Source organism: Actinophytocola sp. (genome assembly GCF_009379765.1).
GTDB lineage: Bacteria > Actinomycetota > Actinomycetes > Mycobacteriales > Pseudonocardiaceae > Actinophytocola.
The window spans coordinates 1-15,207 of record NZ_WHTD01000191.1 but is presented as its reverse complement, the minus strand read 5'-3'; the positions used below and the strand labels follow the sequence as shown (position 1 = coordinate 15,207).

Below are 15,207 nucleotides of genomic sequence, written 5' to 3'. Positions count from 1 at the left end.
TGACTCCCCCTCGCAGGCTCGGTCGAGCCGCTCACGGTCGCCCTGTGACACTGACTCGCTCGCACGCTCGCTCATGACGTGAGACCGAGCGCCGCGCGGTGCGCGTCGGACAGGCCGCGGATCACCCGCCACCGCAGGACCTGCTCGATCGTCGCGCCCGCGGCCAGCAGCTTGGCGCCGTCGATGCTGACCCGCGGGGAGAACATCACCGGCAGGCGCTTGTCGCCCGCGACCCTGCGCAGCCTGCGCACCTCGTTCAGCAGCTCACGCACGAGCCGCTTCTTCGCCGGCGCGTGCGCCAGCGCGACGCGCTCCTCGAGCTTCTCGTCGACCGGCACGTCGATGGTGACGAACCGGTCGAGGGTGGCCGCGTCGAGCGTCTGCCGGCCGACGTACTGGCGGTCGCCACCGGTGCCGTAGGTGTTGCCGGTCGCGACGACCCGGAAGTCGGCGTGCGCCTTGACCATGCCGTCCGCGAACGCGCAGACACCCAGCGCCAGCGCCTGGTTGAGCTCGGCGAGCAGGCCGGGGTGGCCGTTGTCGAGCTCGTCGAACAACATCACGCCGCCGCGGGAGAAGGCGCGGCGGAACGGTGTGTCGTGGTAGGTGCCGTGCGCGTCGAAGTAGCCGAACACCTTGCTCATCGGCGTCGTCGGGCCGAGCGAGATGGCCTGCAGCGCCAGGCCGAGCCCTTCGGCGGCCTGGGTCGCGAGCGTGGACTTGCCGGTGCCGGCCGGGCCGACGAGCAGCACGTGGCAGCGCGCGCCGAGAGCGAGGATCAGCTCGGGCAGGACCTCGTGCTTGTGGCCGACGACCCGGTTCACCCGCCCGTTCGGCAGGGTCACCTCGATCGGCGACGGGACGAAGCTCGCGCAGGCCTTCTCCGCCGCCTCGCGGGCGATGTCGGCCACCGTGGCGCGCGCCGAGTCGAGGGACTCCCTGGTCTTGCGGGTCGCGTCCCGGGTGAGGACGGCGATCTCGCCCCGCGCCCAGTCGGCGGCGTCCCTGGCCCGCTCGGCCGCGTCGTGGGCTGCCGCGAGCACCTCCGCCTGGGCCTTGTCGGCCGTGTCCCGCGCCTGCGTGGTCGCCTCGCGCGCGACGGTCAGCACGGTCTCCCTGGCCTCGGCCACCGCCTCGCGGGTCTGGTCGGCCGCCTCGCTCGCCAGGCCCGCGACCTCCTCCCGTGCCTTGTCCGCGAGCCCCGCGACCTCGTCCCGGACCTTCTCGACGGTGTCCTGCGCCTCCTCGACGACGGCCGTGGCGGCCGCGGTGGCGGTGACCCGGGCCTCGTCCTCGGCGAGCCGCTGGATGTCGGCCGTGAGCGGCGCGAGCGCGGCGGCCGCGACCGACTTGTCGGCGAACCGCTCGCCGACCGCCCGCCGCGTCGCCGTCTCGACGAGATGCCCGATGTTCTGCTGGTGCAACACCGCCCGCGCGGCGTCGATCGTCATCTGGTGTAGCTCCAGCCTGGTTGCCTGCCGCACGAGTCCTCCGTGGCGCCCCTGGGATTTCCGTACGGACAGATCTACGGCACGCCGCTCGGGAGGGGTCCCGGCTCAGGGCGCCGGGACGCCGTTCTCGAGGTAGCGGGTGATGCCGTCCGCGCGGGCCCGCAACGCCTCGGTGACCCGCCGGGTCAGCCGCGGCGGCAGCCATTCGCCGACCTCGTCGCCGGCCACGAACGCGTACGCCGCGAGCTCGTCGGCCGGCAGCCGGATCGCCGCCACCGCGGCGGCGCGGAGCGGCCCGCCGTCGAAGACGAACAGCACCTTGTCGCCGTGGTCGGGATGCGGCGCCCAGTCGACGACGAGCAGCCGGCCCACCGCGACGCTCAGGCCCAGCTCCTCGGCGACCTCGCGGACGCAGCCCTCGTGCGGGGTCTCGCCCGGCTCGACCATCCCGCCGGGGATCTCCCACCGCGGCTTGTACGTCGGCTCGACCACCAGCACCCGGCCCTCGTCGTCGAAGAACAGCGCGCCGGCCGCGCAGCCCGCCACAGCGCCCACCCGAACCTCCCCCCGTTCCGCAGGCGAACGGCGCCCTCCCATCGCGATCGGGAGGGCGCCGTCCCAGCCTATCCAGCGGGGGCTACCTCGTGGCGCTCCAGTAGATGCCGTTGGCCACCTGCGCGTACAGCCCCTTCGGGTGCGCGCGGAACATCGGCTCGGTGCCGAACATCAGCACCCGCGCGCCGCGTTCGTCCACACCGGACACGACGGCCGCCTGCCCGGAGGCCGAGTCCGGCCCGCCGGTGCCGTCCTCGTTCGGCAGCCAGTGGCCGGCCACCAGCGGGTTGCCGGTCGCGTACCGCTGCTCCGCGGTGACCCCGTCGCCGAGGCCGGTGAACCACTGCGGCGAGTACACGAACGACGTCGACGTCGAGCCGGCCAGCACGTCCGCGTCGACATTCGACACGGTGACCACGCCGTTCGCGTCGCCCCGGCCGGGTACCGCGGTCACCTGGAGCAGCCCGGCGTCGGCGTTGAACCGCGAGCCCGTCGAGCCGCGGGTGACCACGCCGCCACGGGCGAGCAGCTCCTCGACCTCGGCGCGGGCGGCCGGCTCCAGCTGGTCGAACCGCAGGCCCGAGGACACCACCAGAACGTCCACCCGCGACAGGTCGTAGCCGCCGTCGAGGATCGCCGTGGACACCGGGCGCACGTCGAAGCCCATGTCCCGCAACGCGAACAGCTCGTCGGGCGCCACCGCGGCGGCCACCGTCAGCCGGGTCAGCACCGCACCCGGCTCACCGGTGGGCGCGAGCGCGAACCGGACGCCGTAGCGGTCGGCGACCTCGCGGGCGGCCACCTGGGCCGACGCCGGCACCACCACCGTGCCGTCGGACCGGCGGCGCAGCTCGATGCCCCGGCCCAGCAGGTCGTTGACCGCGCTCGCGTCCTTTCCGTCGACCACGCGCAGCGCGAGGTCGCGGCCCGGCGCGGCGTCGACCCCGCCGGTCGGCGACGCGACCACCACCGGCCTGCTCGGCACCCGCACGTCACCCTTGCGCACGATGTCCACCGACGCGCCCCACAGCAGCCGGTGGCTCCACCCGGCGATGTCGTACATCTGCGGCGCGTCGGCCGACAGGTCCTTGCCGGCCTCCAGCATCACGTTGGCCAGGCCACGCTTGGGCTGGTGCATGTCGACCAGGTACGAGCCGGACGGGTAGGTGCGCCCGCCGAGGGAGAACCCACGCGTGGCCTGCCGCACCCGCACGTCGTGCGCCACCAGGTGGTCGACCAGCCGGGCCGCGGCCGTCGCCGACCGCTGCGCCCCGCCGGCCGGGATCACGTACGCGCGCGGGAACTCGGTGGTGAACCGGTCCTCGGGCCCGAAGCCGGGCACGAACCCGTCCGGGATGAACCGCTGCCGCTCACCAGCGGCGCCGCGCCGGAAGATCTCGATCTGGTTGTCCACCAGCTCGACCCGGTGCTCGGCCGTGTAGTCCAGCGTGGTCCTCACCGTCGCCTCGGACACGTCGGTGTTGATCGCCGCGCGCCTGCGCAGCTCCTCCACCGGCAGCGTGTCGTAGGCGTTGTTGTTGACCTGCAAGGGGATCTCGACCGTGTAGGACACCGCGCCGTGGTACATCGCGTACTGCGCGGTGAAGATCGGCGGCCAGCCGTCCCACTCGCCCGGCGGCAGGTCGCGGAACGGCACGACCACGTCCTGCGCCTCCGGGTAGCCCAGCGCCTGCACGGCCTTCTCCATCCGCAGGCCGTTGGCCAGGCCGTGCCTGATGTAGAGGTCGAAGTCGTAGTTCTGGCCGTGCGGCGGCCCGGTCGGCTCGATCAACGTGCCCTCGGAGTAGCCGTGCTCGTCCAGCGAGATCACCGGCTGGGTGTCGATCATCATGTCCCGCATCGCCCGGTTCTCCGGCTGCGAGGAGGTGGCGAAGTCGCGGTTCATGTCGAACCCGTTGGCGTTGGCGCGGGTGCCGGCCACCCGGCCGTCGGGGTTCGCGGTGACGTTGAAGACGATCCGGCTGTGCTCCAGCAGCCGCCGCGCGGCGGCGTCGCGGGTGGTGGCGAGGTAGGAGATCTGGCGCAGCGCCGCGTCGGTGCCCTCCCACTCGTTGCCGTGGATGTTGTTGTTGATCCAGACCGGCACCTTGTAGTCGCGCTCGAGCTTCTTGTCCCGGGCGGCGCGCGCCGGGTCGTCCTCGATCAGCTCGCGCCACGCGTCCTGCTGGCGGGTCTGCGAGGCGCGCTCCGGCGCGGTCAGCGTCACCCGGTACAGGTCGCGGCCGAGCCCGGACCGGCCGGCGATCTCGACCGAGACGCGGTCGCTGCGGTCCTGCAGCTCGTTCAGCGCGGGCGCGATCGCGTGGTACGGGGTGAGGCCGAGCTTGATCGTCTTGTCCGACGGGTCCTCGGGATAGACGCGCAGCTCGGTCTGCCTCGGGTAGCCCTGCCGAGTCCCGACCTTGTTCTCGCCGGTGGCGACGGCCACCCGGGCCTGGGCGGCGGTGGGGTCGGCGGCGGCGGTCTCGTTGCGGTCGGCGCCGTTGGCGGGCGCCTCCTCGCGGGGACTCGGCTGGTCGGCGGGGGCGGCGACGGCCAGTCCCGTGAGCGAGGTCACGGCGACCGCTGTGGCGGTCAGCACGGTGAGGATGCGGTGTCTTCGGGCGCGGGTGAGCACGGGGAGTCCTCCACTCATAGCAGGGCAGGACGTGCATATCGGGCGTGGATCAGTCCCGTCAAGGGCGGCGTAATCTGTTGAGGTGACCATTGCGCCGGAAGGGCGGAAGCTGCTGCGTCTCGAGGTGCGCAACAGCCAGACCCCGATCGAGAAGAAGCCGTCGTGGATCAAGACCCGCGCCAAGATGGGCCCCGAGTACCGCGAGCTCAAGGGCCTGGTGCGGCGGGAGGGCCTGCACACGGTCTGCGAGGAGGCCGGCTGCCCCAACATCTACGAGTGCTGGGAGGACCGCGAGGCCACCTTCCTCATCGGTGGCGAGCAGTGCACCCGGCGGTGTGACTTCTGCCAGATCGACACCGGCAAGCCCGCCGCGCTCGACCGGGAGGAGCCGCGCAAGGTCGCCGAGTCCGTCCAGGCGATGGGCCTGCGGTACGCCACGGTCACCGGCGTGGCCCGGGACGACCTGGCCGACGGCGGCGCCTGGCTCTACGCCGAGACCGTCCGGCAGATCCACACGCTCAACCCGGGCACCGGCGTCGAGCTGCTCATCCCCGACTTCAACGCCGACCCCGACCAGCTCGCCGAGGTGTTCGGCGCGCGGCCCGAGGTGCTGGCACACAACCTGGAGACCGTGCCGCGGATCTTCAAGAGCATCCGCCCGGCGTTCCGCTACGACCGCTCGCTCGAGGTCATCACTCGCGCGCGAGAGTTCGGCCTGGTCACCAAGTCCAACCTGATCCTGGGCATGGGCGAGACGCCCGAGGAGGTGTCGGCCGCGCTGCGGGACCTGCACGACGCCGGCTGCGACCTCATCACGATCACCCAGTACCTGCGGCCGTCGCTGCGCCACCACCCGATCGACCGGTGGGTCAAGCCCGAGGAGTTCCTCACCCACAAGCAGACCGCCGAGCGGATCGGGTTCGCCGGCGTGATGGCCGGGCCGCTGGTGCGCTCGTCCTACCGGGCCGGTCGGCTCTACGCGCAGGCCATCGCGCACCGCGGCGAGCACGTTCCGGATGCGCTGCGGCACCTGGCCGAGGCCGGACCGGCGAGCCAGGAGATCAGTGCGCTGCTGAGTCGGCACTGAGGAGGACCCCGAGGTCCGACCGAGGACGGATCCGGGTGGAACCCTGATGTGCCACGCTCTGTCCAACTGCGAGACTGTCGCGGTGCGACCGCAGGGGGCGGTCGTGGATGAGGGGAGCCGAGCGTGGCGTTGCTGACCGATGTACTGGAGTGGCTGCAGGCCTTGCCGCAGCCGGCACTGGTCGGGGCCACCGGCGCGCTCGTGTTCGCCGAGTGCACGATCGGCCTGGGGTTCATCGCGCCGGGCGAGGGTGGCCTGCTGATCGCGGCCACCACGGTCGACTCGGTGCAGCGGTTCCTCCTCCTGTGGGCGGTGGTCACCGTCTGCGCCGGCCTGGGTGACTCGATCGGGTACTACATCGGGCGGCGGTTCGGACCGGCGCTGCGCGAGACGAAGATCATCCAGAAGTACGGCACCGAGGGGTGGGACAAGGCCACCGGCATCCTGCGCAGGCGGGGGGCGTGGGCGGTGTTCTTCGCCCGGTTCCTACCGGTGGTGCGCACGCTGACGCCGGCCGCGGCCGGCACGTCCGGGCTGCCGTACCGCAAGTTCCTGCCCGCCGTGGTCGCGGGCGCGGCGTGTTGGTCGGCCATGCACATCGCGATCGGCGCGGCGCTCGGTGAGGCCGCCAAGCGCATCGAGGGCATCATCACCACGGGCGGCGCGTTCGTGATCGGCGGCCTGCTGCTGGTGCTGGTCGTGACGATGTTCGTGCGCAAGCGGCGCAAGGCGCGCAAGGCCCAGGAGGCACCGCCGGCGCAGCCCGGGGACACCGACCCGACGTTGGAGCCCGCCTCCTAGCTAGGGCGCGTCTGTCGGACCACGGTCGATGCGATTCGTGATCCAGGTGGTTCCGGCAAGGCGGAGGAGAGGCCTCGTACCGGGTTGTACTTGGCCTTTCCGACAACGCGGCCGGGGGCCGCCTGGGCGCGAATCGCGCGGCCGGGGTCCGTCAGGCGTGCCCTAGCTCACTGCCGAACCGCCGCAGGGCACCGACGGCGAGGCCGCACACGCCCAGCAGCAGGACGCCCGAGACCAGGAAGGTCGCGCTCGGGCTGCCGAGCAGGTGGGTGAGCACGCCGCCGAGCAGCGCACCGACGGGGATCGCGCCCCACACGACCGTGCGCCAGACGCCGAGCACGCGGCCGAGCAAGCCGTCCGGCACGGCGACGTGGCGGGCGGTCGCGATGACGACGTTCACCGCGACGATCGCCAGCGCGAAGGTCCCGAACAGGGTGGCGCCGATCGCGGCGTGACCGATGAGGCCCATGCCCACGAAGCTGGCGCCGCAGACGCCGATGCCCGCGGTCAGCACGGTCCGCCTGGGGACCTTGTTCAGCAGCCGCGGCGCGATGGCGGCGCCGACGAGCCCACCGAGCCCCGAGGCGGCCGCGAAGACGCCGAACATGCTCTCGGTGAGGCCGAGGTCGTCCAGGACGTAGAGGACGAGCTGGTTGACGGCGAGCTCGGAGGAGAGGCTCATCGCGGCGGCGATCATCATGAGGCGCAGGATCAGTGGGCTCGCCCGCAGCCAGCCGGCCGGGTTGGTCCGCTGCCGGGGTCCCGGCAGGCGGACCGGCCGGTGTGCGCCCGCGATGCCCGCGAGCAGGACCGCCGCGACCACGAACCCGACCGAGTTGAGCAGGAACGGGAACGCCGCGAACACCGCGAAGGTGAGCGAGCCGGCCATCGGCCCGAGGAACGCCTGACCGACGACCTCGGCGGCCTGCACCTGCCCGTTGGCCTTGTCCAGCCGCTCGCGCCCGGCGACGCTCGGGATGAGCACGTTGCTCGCGCTGTCCGCGACGGTCTCCGCGGTCCCGACCAGCAGCGCCGCGACGAACACGACCCAGACCGCGGCCACACCGCCCGCGACCAGGAGCGCGAGCCCACCGATCACGACGGCGCGCGCGATGTTGGCGATGACGAGCGCCTTCCTGCGGTCGACCTTGTCCAGCAGGACCCCGGTGGCGATGGAGAAGAGCAGCCATGGCAGGAAGGCGACCGCCGAGAGCGCCCCGATGACGAGCGGGTCCCGCGTCATGCTGGCGACGAGCAAGGGGAACGCGGTCTTGCCGATCCCGTCGGCGAGGTTGGAGACCGACACCGCCGAGACGAGCAACCCCATCCCCCGCCGGTGGGCGGTGGCCGGCGCCAGTGCGATCCGCATATGTGCGCCCCCTGTGCGGGTGACTACCCTACGTGACCAATCGGTCCCGGTGCGTCATCCGTTAACAGGTGGCGAGAAACTTATGAAACCTGGCGGTACTCGTAGTTCGGCTTGATCTTGGTGTTGTAGTGCCGGCCGGAGCTGTCCGCGGCGAGCAGCGCCATGAACTCGCGGGCCGGAACGTCGAGGTACTGGTACACGGCGCCGCCCACGAGCTTCACCTCGAGCAGACGGCGCTGCTGGTCGTAGCCGACCTCGGCGAGAACACTGGATTCGATCGGTTGCCGGTGCACGCGCCCCATTGTCCCCGCGACCACCCCGTAACGGTCGGTCACCGGAAGCCGATCATCACGGCATCAGCCAACACGAAGGGGTCGCGTCATGCCGATTCTCAACCCACCGGGCCAGGGCGGCGCGATCACGTCGAGCACGCTGAACCTGACCCGCGTGACGAGCATGCTGGCCGGCGGCCTCGGTGTGGTGACGGCATTGAGCGGCGCCGGCGCCCGAGCAACCGCGTCCGGCCCCGAGTCGACCGACTGGGCGGGCTTCGACCAGGACCAGCGCCTGGTCATCCTGGTGGTCGTCATCGCGGCGGTGGTCGTCATCCACGCGGTCGACCTGCTCGCCCGCTCCCTGGCCACGGCCCGCACCAGCGCCGCGACGGTGGTCCCCCTGCCCTCCCCGGTCACCGCGACACTGACCAACAACGCCACGAACCAGGCCGACCACAAGGGCCAGGCAATCGCCGTGAGCCCGAACGGCCGGGTCCTGTTCCGCAAGGACACGAACAACGAGATGACCTGGGTCCCCGCCGACCAGATCACGTTCACCGGCGCCTGACGCCGCGGCCACCGCCCTCCGCACCCCGGGCCCACGGCTCTGATCAGACCCGCATCAGAAATGGACCTTCCCGAAGCCCGCGATACGGACCCCGACGACGGTGCGACACCGTAACCATGAACCACCCGCAGTCGCAGCAGGACTTCCCGCAGCAGGGCTACCCGCCGCCCTACCCCGCGCCCACCCGACCACCGCGGCACGTGGCGCTCGCCTGGGTCGGGTTCGCCCTCGGGCTCGCCGGCACCGTCCTCATCCCCGTCCCGATCCTCAACAACGTCGGCGCGCTCATGGGCGTGGCCGGTCTGGTGATCGCGTTCATCGCCCTCTTCGGCACCAAGCCGTGGCTCGCCGGCTTCGGGCTCGTGCTCGCCGGCATCGCGATCGTCGGCACGCTGGCCATCCAGAAGCAGTGGGCCGAGGAGCTCGACCGGATCCAGGACCAGCTCAACCAGGACACCGAGCAGCTGAACGACTGCGCCGACCAGCTCGAGGCGTGGAACCCCACCGACCCGTCCGCACCGATGCCGGACTGCGAGCCGTGACCGCCCGACGAGGGCTCCTGCTGCCCTGACGGGTAATCGACAGGTTCTTGGACTCGAGCTGACGGTGTATGACATCCTTGCCGACCCGCATATGATCATGTAGATGACGCCGCGGAGCGGGGTACGGCTCGTGGAAGTCCTGGGCGCCATGTCGCTGGCCGTCGATCTGGGCATCGGCCAGCCGATGGGGCATGTCGCGCGCTCCTGCCTCCTCGCCCAACGGCTCGGCGCGGTCGTCGGGCTCCCTGACGACCAGCGCAAGCACCTGTTCCACGTCACCCTGATGGGCTGGCTCGGCTGCATCGCCGACTCGCACGACGCGGCCGCCTGGTTCGGCGACGACATCGACTACCGCGCCGGCGTGTACGACGTCGACATGCGCCCGCTGCCGTTCCTCGGCTACCTTCTGCGACGAGTCGCACCAGACGAACCGGCGGTACGTCGAGTGAGCCGCGGTGCCCAGCTCGTCGCCACCGGGGCAAGGGCCGTGCAGAACTCACTGCGCGCGCACTGCCAGGTGACCGAGCAGGTGGCTCGCCGGCTCGCCCTGCCCGAGGATGTCTGCGTCGCGCTGCGCCAGGTGTTCGCCCGCTGGGACGGCCAGGGCCTGCCGAAGAAGCTCCGCGGCGAAGACCTCGCGATGACCATTCGGCTGTGGCAGATCGCCGACGTGGCCGATGTGCACCACGGACGTGGCGGTGTTCCGGCGGCCATGGCGGTGGTCCGTCGACGGCGCGGCACCCAGTTCGACCCGAGTCTCGTCGATGTGTTCTGCGCACGGGCCGAGGACCTGTTCGCGGAGGTCACCGACGACCCCGACACCAACTGGGACGACGTGGTCGCCGCCGAGCCTGGGCTGGCTCATCAGCTCACCGAGGACGAACTCGACAACGCCCTCGAGGCAGTGGCCGACTGGGTCGATCTGAAGTCGCCATACTTCACCGGCCACTGCGGCGCGGTGGCCCAACTCGCCGCGGCCTCCGCGAAGCACCTCGGCCTGGGCGAGGACGACGTGCGGCTGGTACGGCGGGCGGGCCTGCTGCACGACCTCGGCCGGATCGGGGTCCCGAACACGATCTGGGACAAGACCGCGCCGCTGACGGTGGTGGAGCTGGAGCGCATCCGGCTGCACTCGTACTACACCGAGCGGATGCTGGCCAGGCCGCAGCCCTTGGCTGCCATCGGGGCCATCGCCGGCGCGGCCCACGAACGACTCGACGGGTCCGGCTACCACCGCGGCCGCTCGGCCGCGGAACTGCCGACTCTCGCCCGCATCCTGGCGGCGGCCGAGTGTTACCAGACCAGCATCGAGGACCGGCCGCACCGACCGGCAACCCGACCGACCACCGCCGCCGAGAACCTGCGCGGCGAGGCAGCCGCGGGACGGCTCGACCCGACCGCGGTGAGCGCGGTACTGACCACCGCCGGGCAACGTCCGAGCCGGCCACCCACCTGGACGGCCGGACTGACCGCACGCGAGGTCGAGGTGCTCGCACTGCTCGCCAAAGGGCACACGAACCGGCAGATCGGCCGAACCCTGGGCATCTCCCCCAAGACCGCCGGCAACCACATCGAGCACATCTACACCAAGGCCGGCGTCAACACCCGGGCGGCAGCCACCTTGTTCGCGATGGAGCACGGCCTGGCCTGACCTCGACCGGGCCACGTCCACCGGTCCATCGGGTTCGGGCCGAGCCGGCTTCTCACCGGCCACGCATCCAGGTCATGAGGCGTTCGCCTCATGACGCCGCCCCGCGCGGGTAGCACTGTGGGCGTCGACCCCGTCGTACGGCGATCATCGGGCCGCCCCGGGGGCAACGAAGGAGGAGCCATGCCGAAGTACCTGATCAGACGTGAGGTGCCCGGGGCCGGCCAACTCAGCCCCCGCCAGCTGCACGACCTGTCCGCGAAGTCCAACGCGGTGCTCGCCCAGATCGGCGAGGGTGTGCAGTGGGTGCAGTCCTACGTCACCGGCAACACGCTGTTCTGCGTCTACAACGCCGAGAACGAGGACAAGATCCGCGAGCACGCCAAGATGGGCGGATTCCCGTGCGACGAGATCACCCAGGTCTCGGGGATCATCGACCCGGTCACCGGCGAGGAGTGAGGAACTCGCCATGCCACTGGCGGCCAAGCGCTTCGAGGATCCCGACGAGGTCCGGGCGTTCGAGCACGGGCACCTGGACGTCGTCGAGGTCGACGGTCATTCGGTCGGCCTCGCGACGTTCGAGCCCGGCTGGAAATGGTCCGAGCACGTCAAACTGGTGGCCGGCACCGAATCGTGCCGCGTCACCCATGTGGGCTACCTGCTGCGCGGACGGCTCGCGGTTCGGATGGACGACGGCACCGAGGCGGTCGCCGGCCCCGGCGACGTGGTCGCGGTGCCGGCCGGGCACGACGGCTGGGTCCTGGGTGACGAGCCGTGCGTGATGCTCGACTGGGGCGGCGGCGCGGACTACGCACGCGGCCGGTCCCACCATGCGGAGCTGACTCCACTGCACTCGGCGGCACGGGGCCGCGCAGACGTCATCCGTTAGTACACTGTGGACCAGCTCAGGGCTTGCGGCCGACGCCGCCAGCGACGAGCTGCTGCCCGATGTTGGGCGGCTTGAGGCGGGGGCCGTCCGACCACCAGTCCTCCGCCAGGACGACGCCCGGCTCGACCAGCTCGACGCCGTTGAACAACTCCTCGATCTCCTTGCGGGTGCGCGAGGAGCCGCGGCCCAGCGTGCCCTTCGACGCGGCCTCCACGAGCGCCCGCACCGCCGGGGTGTTGTCGTCCTCCGCGTCGAACACGTGGGAGATCGCGACGTAGGAGCCGGACGGCAGCGCGTCGATGTACTCGCGCATGATCTCCGCCGGCCGGTGCCGCGGGCCGGTGTAACTGTGCAGCGTGGCCAGCTGGAACAACGCAATCGGCTGGGACCAGTCGAGATGGTTGACGACGACCGGGTGCTCGAGGACGCTGCGCGGCTCGTAGATGTCGGCGTCGACGAGCTTGGTCCGGTCGTCCTCCTCGAGCAGGGCACGGCCGTGGGCGAGGACAACGGGATCGTTGTCCACGTAGACCACCTTGGACTCGGGGTTGATCCGCTGGACGACCTGGTGGGTGTTCTCCGCGGTGGGCAGGCCCGAGCCGCAGTCGAGGTACTGCGTGATGTCGGTCTGGCTCGCCATGAAGCGGCACAGCCGGATCAGGAAGTTCCGGTTCGCGAAAGCGAGGTCGGCGACGTGCGGCACCGCCGCCCTCATCTCGCTGGCGGCCTTACGGTCGATCTCGTAGTTGTCTTTGCCGCCGAGGAGCGCGTCGTAGACCCGCGCGACGCTCGCCCGCGTCGGATCGATCCCGACGGGCGCGTTTGAGCCGGTGGTGTCCGCCGACATGCCTGCCTCCCAGTCTGGGTGTGTTCGGGAGCAAGCCTAGCGGGATCGGACGCACGTCCGCGTCGCTGCCTCACGCTGGCCGGAGCTGGCGGGGTACGAAACCCCGCGGCCGCGCCCGTGTCTCGAGTTTGGCCGGCGATCCGGGCCCGGCGGCGGGCCATGTGGTTACCCGCGCCGGTTCTGCGCGGTCCCGTTCCCCGGACCGGGAGGCCGTCAATGGGCGGCGACCGCGAGGGCCGCGGATGCGATGGCCAGCGCGACGTACGCTCCCGGGAACGCGATGTTGTGGAACACGCGGGCGCGCACGTGGGCAGCGAGAGCTCCGACGAAGAACAGGACGAGCCCGATCGCGGCGGCAATCCCGAGGGGCCGCATGCCCAGTAGCCCGAGCAGGAGCCCGGCCGCTCCAGCGCCTTTGAGCACCGCGAGCGGCGGCAGCCAGGACCGTGGCACGCCCACCTCGGCCATGTTCGCGAGGACGAACCTGGCACGTGCGAGGTCAGCCGCGGCGGCCCCAGCATTGGCCAGGATCGTGATGGCGGTAATGATCACATAAGACGCGAACACTTCTTGCTCCTTTGCCCAGTCCAGGGCATCCGGTCGGGCCGCAGTTCCTGGGCGACCTCGATGCCGGGCAGCGGGTCCCCGGTGCGGCCGGCTGCCGCTGGTGCGGGGCCGCGAGCCTGCCCGCGGTCACCCCAGAGCAGGCGCCTGCTGCACGCCTTCCGGCCGCTCATGGCCGCTGTGCCTCCCCGAGCGCCACGGCACCGTCGCCGGTGACCTGGCAGCGGATCATCAGGGCGGGCATGTCATCTTCTCGTTGATTTCCGGGCCTGGCGAGCGTCTGCCCGCTCACAAGATCAAGCATCGCCCGGTGCCAGCCCCGCGTCCAATACACGCTTCCATAACCTGATGGCATGGATGTTGACACCCGGCTGCTGCGCTACTTCGCCGCCGTCGCCGCCGAAGGAAACCTCACCCGCGCGGCGGAACGGCTGTTCGTGTCCCAGCCGGCGCTGACCAAACAGATCAAGCAGCTGGAGAGCCAGCTGGGAGTGCGGCTGTTCACGCGGTCCCGCGCCGGGATGACGCCAACCGCGGCAGGCCAGGCGCTGGCCGAGAGGGTGCCTGCCGTGCTGGCCGGGTTCGACCAGGCGCTGCGGGAGGCCAAGAGCGCCGCCAGCCGCGCGGCCCGCGTACTGCGGGTCGGATTCCTGGCCGGCGCCGCCAACGAGGCAACCCAGCAGATCATCGCGGCGTTCACCCGCCACCGGCCGGGCTGGCAGGTGGAGATGCGGGCCTCCTCCTGGCTGGACCCCACCGCCGGGCTGGCCAGCGGCGACACCGATGCTGCCCTGCTGCGGCTGCCCTTCCCCGGCCAGGAGGCGCTGCGCACCCAGGTGCTGTTCACCGAGCCCCGCTGGGTCGCGCTCCCCGCCACCCACCCGCTGGCCGGGCGCGACCCCATCTCCTTCCGAGACCTGTGGGATGAGCCGTTCGTCGCCGCCCCGGCCGAAACCGGCTGGTGGCGCGACTGGTGGCTGGCCGCCGGCGAGCGGGAGGGCCACCCGGTCCGGATCGGAGCCGTCACCGAGACCGGCCAGCCCGACGACTGGCTGACCGCGATCGCCAACGGCCACGGCGTCGCCCTCGCCCCCCAATCCGCCGCCCGCTACTACGCCCGCCCCGGCATCACCTACCGGCCCGTCACCGGGATCAGCCCCAGCCAGGTCGGCGTCGCCTGGCCGCCCGACGCCGACACCAACCCCGTCATCTGCGACTTCGTCCGCTGCTGCCTGGACAACAGGCCACCACAAAGCCCCGAGAACCGCACCTGACCAACGGTCACGGCCAGGCCAACCGCCACCGGTGTGTGATTTGAACAGGGCTAAGTGGTGGTCCAGGGCCTTTCGCGACGGGTGCATACACGTGTTGTCCCGCCTGAATACAACATCCAGTGAAGCTCGGTCCATCCCCGCCAGCCAGTGCAATGCGCTCACCCTACGGCCCGCTTGCCAAGGGGAGCCGTCCGGCGGGCTGACGTAGCGGACTTTCAAGCCGTGCTGCGTGAACGGTGCTTCGTCCATGTACTTCGCCCCGCCCGTGCCGCACAGGTACACGTCGGCACCAACGGCCAGCGTCAGATCGGCCAGCCGGGCCGAGCGGTCGGACCGGACCGCGAGCGCGCTGCTGCGCACGACGTGACCGCACCAGCCCAAACGTTCGAGCAGGACGCGGGTGGAGACCTCGGTGACGTCAGCCACGCGGGTGCTGACCGCGATGGCGGCCGCCACCTCCTGCACGATGTCGTACACCTGGTCCCAGTGCGGCGCGCGGCTGTAGTACTGCCGCACGAGCTGCATCACCCGCCGGGCGCTCTTGTCTGGCTCCAGCAGCAGCACCTCATTGATGCGCGTCAAGCGGCCAAACGGCTTATGCGCCGGCAGGCTCAGCCTGGATCCACCGCGCGGATTGTCACCGGGAGTGTGTCGTGACAGCAGAAGTGCCCTTTGACCTGGGAGAATCGGAGTTGCTGA

General features: G+C 71.4%; 15 protein-coding genes and 1 pseudogene. 8 read left to right on the top strand and 8 right to left on the bottom strand.

All coding sequences use genetic code 11. The features are described from left to right. Positions 1 to 71: 71 nt before the first annotated feature. The 3 genes from GEV28_RS37195 to GEV28_RS37185 form a co-directional block, all read right to left on the bottom strand. Positions 72 to 1,484, bottom strand: a complete 1,413-nt coding sequence (locus GEV28_RS37195; RefSeq protein WP_291418203.1) for an AAA family ATPase — start codon at positions 1,482 to 1,484, stop codon at positions 72 to 74. Between the two features lie 72 nt (positions 1,485 to 1,556). Next, positions 1,557 to 2,006, bottom strand: coding sequence for an NUDIX hydrolase (locus tag GEV28_RS37190; RefSeq protein WP_291418201.1), 450 nt, complete (start codon positions 2,004 to 2,006; stop codon positions 1,557 to 1,559). 82 nt (positions 2,007 to 2,088) lie between these two features. Next, positions 2,089 to 4,644 (bottom strand): M14 family zinc carboxypeptidase, encoded by a 2,556-nt coding sequence (locus GEV28_RS37185; protein WP_291418200.1) that lies wholly within the window; start codon positions 4,642 to 4,644, stop codon positions 2,089 to 2,091. Between the two features lie 82 nt (positions 4,645 to 4,726). Between GEV28_RS37185 and lipA the strand changes: the two genes are divergently transcribed. Further along, positions 4,727 to 5,731, top strand: a complete 1,005-nt coding sequence (gene lipA, locus GEV28_RS37180; RefSeq protein WP_291418198.1) for a lipoyl synthase — start codon at positions 4,727 to 4,729, stop codon at positions 5,729 to 5,731. Between the two features lie 123 nt (positions 5,732 to 5,854). After that, complete coding sequence (locus GEV28_RS37175; protein ID WP_291418196.1) at positions 5,855 to 6,532, top strand: DedA family protein; 678 nt, start codon at positions 5,855 to 5,857, stop codon at positions 6,530 to 6,532. Positions 6,533 to 6,683: 151 nt separating this feature from the next. Here GEV28_RS37175 and GEV28_RS37170 read toward each other — a convergent pair whose 3' ends face one another. Then, positions 6,684 to 7,901 (bottom strand): MFS transporter, encoded by a 1,218-nt coding sequence (locus GEV28_RS37170; protein ID WP_291418194.1) that lies wholly within the window; start codon positions 7,899 to 7,901, stop codon positions 6,684 to 6,686. 80 nt (positions 7,902 to 7,981) lie between these two features. Next, positions 7,982 to 8,194 carry a KTSC domain-containing protein gene (locus tag GEV28_RS37165; RefSeq protein ID WP_291418192.1) on the bottom strand — a complete coding sequence of 71 codons (213 nt, stop codon included), beginning with the start codon at positions 8,192 to 8,194 and terminating at the stop codon, positions 7,982 to 7,984. Between the two features lie 88 nt (positions 8,195 to 8,282). Here GEV28_RS37165 and GEV28_RS37160 point away from each other — a divergent pair, with 88 nt between their 5' ends. The 5 genes from GEV28_RS37160 to GEV28_RS37140 all read left to right on the top strand — a co-directional run bounded on the left by GEV28_RS37160 (position 8,283) and on the right by GEV28_RS37140 (position 11,823). Next, on the top strand, positions 8,283 to 8,744 hold the full coding sequence (locus GEV28_RS37160; protein ID WP_291418190.1) for a hypothetical protein: 462 nt from the start codon (positions 8,283 to 8,285) through the stop codon (positions 8,742 to 8,744). 116 nt (positions 8,745 to 8,860) lie between these two features. Continuing rightward, on the top strand, positions 8,861 to 9,286 hold the full coding sequence (locus GEV28_RS37155; RefSeq protein WP_291418188.1) for a hypothetical protein: 426 nt from the start codon (positions 8,861 to 8,863) through the stop codon (positions 9,284 to 9,286). A 103-nt stretch (positions 9,287 to 9,389) separates the two neighbouring features. Further along, positions 9,390 to 10,937, top strand: a complete 1,548-nt coding sequence (locus GEV28_RS37150) for an HD domain-containing phosphohydrolase (protein ID WP_291418186.1) — start codon at positions 9,390 to 9,392, stop codon at positions 10,935 to 10,937. A 180-nt stretch (positions 10,938 to 11,117) separates the two neighbouring features. Next, entirely contained in the window at positions 11,118 to 11,393 is a 276-nt protein-coding gene (locus tag GEV28_RS37145) for a DUF4242 domain-containing protein (RefSeq protein WP_291418184.1), read from the top strand. A gap of 10 nt (positions 11,394 to 11,403) precedes the next feature. Continuing rightward, positions 11,404 to 11,823, top strand: coding sequence for a cupin domain-containing protein (locus tag GEV28_RS37140; RefSeq protein WP_291418183.1), 420 nt, complete (start codon positions 11,404 to 11,406; stop codon positions 11,821 to 11,823). Positions 11,824 to 11,839: 16 nt separating this feature from the next. Here GEV28_RS37140 and GEV28_RS37135 read toward each other — a convergent pair whose 3' ends face one another. Beyond that, complete coding sequence (locus tag GEV28_RS37135; RefSeq protein WP_291418182.1) at positions 11,840 to 12,670, bottom strand: SAM-dependent methyltransferase; 831 nt, start codon at positions 12,668 to 12,670, stop codon at positions 11,840 to 11,842. Between the two features lie 213 nt (positions 12,671 to 12,883). After that, complete coding sequence (locus GEV28_RS37130) at positions 12,884 to 13,237, bottom strand: DoxX family protein (protein ID WP_291418181.1); 354 nt, start codon at positions 13,235 to 13,237, stop codon at positions 12,884 to 12,886. A gap of 350 nt (positions 13,238 to 13,587) precedes the next feature. Here GEV28_RS37130 and GEV28_RS37125 point away from each other — a divergent pair, with 350 nt between their 5' ends. Continuing rightward, the gene (locus GEV28_RS37125) at positions 13,588 to 14,508 is read left to right on the top strand and encodes a LysR family transcriptional regulator (RefSeq protein WP_291418179.1); all 921 of its coding nucleotides are present in this window, start codon (positions 13,588 to 13,590) and stop codon (positions 14,506 to 14,508) included. Positions 14,509 to 14,757: 249 nt separating this feature from the next. On the opposite strand, the pseudogene GEV28_RS37120 reads toward GEV28_RS37125, so the two are convergent. Next, positions 14,758 to 15,090: pseudogene (locus tag GEV28_RS37120) on the bottom strand (WbqC family protein); the annotation flags it as partial. Positions 15,091 to 15,207 lie beyond the last annotated feature (117 nt).

Excerpts from the sequence above, each read along its gene's own strand:
- GEV28_RS37170 (WP_291418194.1), bottom strand. The coding sequence starts at position 7,901 with ATGCGGATCGCACTGGCGCCGGCCACCGCCCACCGGCGGGGGATGGGG.
- GEV28_RS37135 (WP_291418182.1), bottom strand. The coding sequence starts at position 12,670 with ATGTCGGCGGACACCACCGGCTCAAACGCGCCCGTCGGGATCGATCCG.
- GEV28_RS37150 (WP_291418186.1), top strand. The coding sequence starts at position 9,390 with ATGACGCCGCGGAGCGGGGTACGGCTCGTGGAAGTCCTGGGCGCCATG.
- GEV28_RS37145 (WP_291418184.1), top strand. The coding sequence starts at position 11,118 with ATGCCGAAGTACCTGATCAGACGTGAGGTGCCCGGGGCCGGCCAACTC.
- GEV28_RS37140 (WP_291418183.1), top strand. The coding sequence starts at position 11,404 with ATGCCACTGGCGGCCAAGCGCTTCGAGGATCCCGACGAGGTCCGGGCG.
- GEV28_RS37125 (WP_291418179.1), top strand. The coding sequence starts at position 13,588 with ATGGATGTTGACACCCGGCTGCTGCGCTACTTCGCCGCCGTCGCCGCC.
- GEV28_RS37160 (WP_291418190.1), top strand. The coding sequence starts at position 8,283 with ATGCCGATTCTCAACCCACCGGGCCAGGGCGGCGCGATCACGTCGAGC.
- GEV28_RS37155 (WP_291418188.1), top strand. The coding sequence starts at position 8,861 with ATGAACCACCCGCAGTCGCAGCAGGACTTCCCGCAGCAGGGCTACCCG.